General features: G+C 64.9%; 5 protein-coding genes. 2 read left to right on the forward strand and 3 right to left on the reverse strand.

Annotated features, from left to right (window positions below):
• Together MOV74_RS32535 and apaG are read left to right on the forward strand one after the other, a co-directional pair.
• Nucleotides 1-280 (forward strand): hypothetical protein (locus MOV74_RS32535; RefSeq protein ID WP_246931088.1); only part of this gene is annotated, 280 nt, incomplete at its 5' end.
• 5 nt (nucleotides 281-285) lie between these two features.
• Nucleotides 286-678, forward strand: coding sequence for a Co2+/Mg2+ efflux protein ApaG (apaG, locus tag MOV74_RS32540; protein ID WP_246931092.1), 393 nt, complete (start codon nucleotides 286-288; stop codon nucleotides 676-678).
• Between the two features lie 870 nt (nucleotides 679-1,548).
• Here the strand turns inward: apaG and MOV74_RS32545 are convergent.
• The 3 genes from MOV74_RS32545 to MOV74_RS32555 form a co-directional block, all read right to left on the reverse strand.
• A complete protein-coding gene (locus tag MOV74_RS32545) occupies nucleotides 1,549-2,556 on the reverse strand; it encodes an Hsp33 family molecular chaperone (RefSeq protein WP_246931089.1) in 1,008 nt (335 codons plus the stop codon).
• Nucleotides 2,557-2,874: 318 nt separating this feature from the next.
• The gene (gene argF, locus MOV74_RS32550; RefSeq protein WP_246931090.1) at nucleotides 2,875-3,798 is read right to left on the reverse strand and encodes an ornithine carbamoyltransferase; all 924 of its coding nucleotides are present in this window, start codon (nucleotides 3,796-3,798) and stop codon (nucleotides 2,875-2,877) included.
• Nucleotides 3,798-4,227: aminotransferase class III-fold pyridoxal phosphate-dependent enzyme (locus tag MOV74_RS32555; RefSeq protein ID WP_246931091.1), on the reverse strand; the 430-nt coding region annotated here is incomplete at its 5' end. The genes MOV74_RS32555 and argF, both read right to left, overlap by 1 nt.

The following is a 4,227-nucleotide window of genomic DNA, read 5'->3' on the forward strand; positions in this document are numbered from 1 at the left end:
GGGCAGCGTGATCGCCGGCGCGGCGGCGCGCGGCTTGCTCCCCGCGGGCTTGGCCCCGGCGGTTCCCACGATCGTCTGTCCCGTCACTTGGTCAGCAATGGTCATCGGGGGCGAAAAACCCTTCCGCAAATCGCGACGCGTCAAGGAGTGTACCGGTCCGGTCGTCAACTCGCAAAGCGGCCGGATCTTCGGGGGTGTCATTCCCTTCGAATTCTGGCGGGACGATGTCGCCAAAGCCGCCCGCGGCGTTTGGTTCCGGGGCCGGATTTCGGTATGGTAGCAACCATGTACCGCGCAGTGACCCGCCAGATCGAAGTGACCGTCGAGCCGAACTTTGTTCCGGAGCAGTCGTCGGCCGACCGTTCCCGCTACTTCTGGTCCTACACCATCGTCATCACCAATTCCGGCGAGGAGACCGTGCAGCTCAAGACGCGGCACTGGATCATCACCGACGCTTCCGGCCGCCAGCAGGAGGTGAAAGGCGAGGGCGTGGTCGGCGAGCAGCCGATCCTGGCCCCCGGCGAGCGTTTCGAATACACCTCCGGCGTCCCGCTCTCGACCGCCTCCGGCTTCATGACCGGCCGCTACCAGATGGTCACCGAAAGCGGCGAGCGCTTCGAGATCGACGTGCCCGCGTTTTCGCTGGACAGCCCGGACAGCAAGAGGGTGTTGAATTAGGGGTGGTGTCGTCTGCAAGTAGGATGGGTAGAGCGAAGCGAAACCCATCGTCTCTCATCCTCGCGGAGGCATGATGGGTTTCGCTTCGCTCTACCCATCCTACGTCATCCAGACACGCCTTCGTAGCCTCGCGGCTTGAACCACCCGAGCTTTGCTTCATCTCGCTACCCTCAAATCCAAGAGGGCGCAGGGAAGGCCGGGTGCCAGCTCGCACCCGCGGTCTGCTGCGCGAAATGTAGCGCAAGAAGACCGCACAGCAGCATACAGGTGGTGCCGATCACTCGGCCTTCCCTGCGCGATGGTCGGACGGCTTATGCCGTGCTCTCCCGGGAGCCGAACTTTCCTCTGGCCTCCCTCGCCCCGCGAATTGGATGATGCAGTCCGCCCGGTTGGGCTCGCTCGCACCTTCGCGAAAGACTTGACCGTAGCAACGACGGCCAGGACCACACGGTTTTGCCGTACGCACGGCCCGCCACTTCGCCGCAGTATTTCCAGCCCAGTCGACGGAGCTGCGAAACTTACAGGCGAGACGAACCTAGCAGCGCCGCTCGTCTGCACGCGGGTTTCGAGCTCACAGGGACTACCCGCCCTGCCCGCCCCATCTCGTGCCGACGCTGCCGCGTCCACCGCAGCCCCGGCTCGCGATGCGTGACGACACAAGATCGCCCCTCTTGGATGAGCCGGGATGGATGACACATACGATAAAACCGAATTTCGGTAAAGTGGAATATTTTTGCGAGGATGGATTGACAGAGGGCGACACAGGCGAGGTGCCGTAGGGTGGGCAAAGGCGCAAAGCGCCGTGCCCACCATCTTTCACCATTTCAGAGACGTGGGCACGCTTCGCTTTGCCCACCCTACGAGAGCTCGCTACGCGCCCTCCACGCCCGCTTCATCCGGCGTGAAATCGTACACCGAGCTGCAGAACTCGCAGGTGACGACGACCTTGTCGTCCTTGACCATCGCGGCACGGTCGTCGGGCGAGAAGCTCTTGAGCATCGAGGCGACCGCATCGCGCGAGCAGGAGCACTGCGCCTTGAGCACCATCGGATTGAACACGCGCACGCCGCGCTCGTGAAACAGACGGAACAGCAGCCGCTCGCCGGAGAGTTCGGGATCGATCAGCTCGACGTCTTCGACCGTCTCGATCAGCGAGCGCGCCTCGACCCAGGCATCGTCTTCAGTGACGCTGTGCACTTCGACGCCATCGGGCGCATCGCCGGGGTGCAAGTCCGCCTGCCGCGCGCGCTCCGGTGCCTTCGGCAGAAACTGCATCAGCATGCCGCCGGCGCGCCAGCGATGCTTGCCGCCGTCGTTCGAGCGCCACTCCTCACCGACCGCAAGACGCACGCGCGTCGGGATCTGCTCGGAGCGCAGGAAATATTCGTGCGCGGCGTCTTCCAGGCTGCCGCCGTCGAGCGCGACCAGACCCTGGTAGCGACTCATGTCGGGGCCCTGGTCGATGGTCATGGCGAGATGGCCGCGGCCGAGCAGCGTGCCGGAATCCCTGGTATCGCCGAGACGCGCGGCATCGAAACGCGCATAGGCGCGCAGGCGATCCGGTGCCATGTAGTCGACAACAAGGAACGACACCGGGCCGTCGGTCTGGGCCTGCAGGATAAAGCGACCCTCGAATTTCAGCGCGGTGCCGAGCAGCGTCGTCAGCACGATGGCCTCGCCGAGCAGCTTGCCGACCGGCGCCGGGTAATCGTGCTTGGTCAGGATCTCGTCGAGCGCCGGGCCAAGCCGCACCAGTCGCCCGCGCACGTCGAGCGCATCGACCTCGTAGGGCAGCACGGCATCATCGATCGGGACCGCCGATGGTGCGCGAACCGGGCCTTCGGGCCCGGTATTCATGTCAGGGGATTGGGAAACCATGGCGGTCTATTTGGGGTCGGAGGATGGGAAATGGAAGAGGGCGCGGGGGCGGCGTGTTCCCGATGTGAGTGGAGTTGCACAAAGCCACCTCAAACTCGATGTCGTCCCGAGGCGCGCAAAGCGCGAACCCGGGATCCATAACCACAGGATGACGTTGTAGCCGGCGATGACAACTCCGAGTCCTCGCCAAACTCAATCCTGTGGTTACAGCGACGAGCGCAAGCCGCTCGCGCCGGGATCCCGGATCGGCGCGCCGCCGCGCGGCGCTTGTCCGGGATGACAGCGGAGAATGGGGCCATCAATGCGTCCCCACCGCAATTACTTCACCGCGTCAAAGCACCAAGCCAAAATACCCTTCTGCGCGTGCAGGCGGTTTTCGGCCTCGTCGAACACGACCGATTGCGGGCCGTCGATCACTTCATCCGTGACCTCCTCGCCGCGGTGGGCGGGCAGGCAGTGCATGAACAACGCATCGGGCTTGGCCAGCGACATCAGCTTGCCGTTGACCTGGTAGGGCTTGAGCACATTGTGGCGATGCTCGCCTTCCTTGTCGCCCATCGACACCCAGGTGTCGGTGACGACGCAATCGGCGCCGCGCACGGCGGCTTCCGGATCGGTGCCGAGCACGATCGATGCGCCGGTCGTCTTGATGAAGTCGCGCATCGCCTTTTTCGGCGCGAGCTCAGGCGGCGTTGCGACATTGAGCTGGAACTTGAAGCGCTCGGCGGCATGCGCCCAGGACGCCAGCACGTTGTTGTCGTCGCCGGTCCAGGCCACCGTCTTGCCCTCGATCGGGCCGCGATGCTCCTCATAGGTCATGAGGTCGGCCATCACCTGACAGGGATGCGAACGCCGCGTCAGGCCGTTGATGACCGGCACGGTGGCGTTGGCCGCAAGCTCCAGCAGCGCCTCGTGATTGAGGATGCGGATCATGATGGCGTCGACATAGCGCGACAGCACGCGCGCGGTGTCGGCGATGGTCTCGCCGCGACCGAGCTGCATCTCGGCGCCGGTGAGCATGATGGGCTCGCCGCCGAGCTGGCGCATGGCGACGTCGAACGACACCCGCGTCCGCGTCGAGGGGCGCTCGAAGATCATCGCCAGCGTCTTGCCTTCGAGCGGCCTGACCGGCTGCTGCGCCTTCTGCTTCGCCTTCATGGCGGAGGATGCGGCGAGCATGCGCTTGAGCTCCGACAGCGGGAGCTCGTTGATGTCGAGGAAGTGTTTCGGCGACGTGCTCATCAGCTTGCCGCCCGCTTGGTCAAACTGGACGAGATCGCAGCGCAGGCGCGCTCGAGCCTGATGACGCTGTCCTCGATCTCGGCCTCGGTGACGATCAAAGGCGGCAGGAAACGCACGACATTGTCGCCCGCGCCGACGGTGAGCAGTTTCTCGCCACGCAAGGCGGCCACGAGATCGCCCGAAGGCACCACGGCCTTGATGCCGATCAGCAGGCCCTCGCCGCGGACTTCGCTGACGACATCGGGGTGGCGATCGATCACGGAGGCGAGCTTCTGCTTCAGCAGCAACGACATCTTCTGCACGTGGTCGAAAAAGCCGGGCTCGAGCATGACGTCGAGCACCGCATTGGCCGCCGAGATCGCCAGCGGATTGCCGCCGAAGGTCGAGCCGTGCGAACCGGGCCCCATGCCGGAAGCCGCATCCGCGGTC

It is taken from the genome of Bradyrhizobium sp. SHOUNA76, from assembly GCF_023006445.1.
GTDB lineage: Bacteria > Pseudomonadota > Alphaproteobacteria > Rhizobiales > Xanthobacteraceae > Bradyrhizobium.

What these genes read in the sequence shown, in the direction of transcription:
- MOV74_RS32545 (WP_246931089.1), bottom strand. Translation starts at nt 2,556, where the DNA reads ATGGTTTCCCAATCCCCTGACATGAATACCGGGCCCGAAGGCCCGGTT.
- argF (WP_246931090.1), bottom strand. Translation starts at nt 3,798, where the DNA reads ATGAGCACGTCGCCGAAACACTTCCTCGACATCAACGAGCTCCCGCTG.
- apaG (WP_246931092.1), top strand. Translation starts at nt 286, where the DNA reads ATGTACCGCGCAGTGACCCGCCAGATCGAAGTGACCGTCGAGCCGAAC.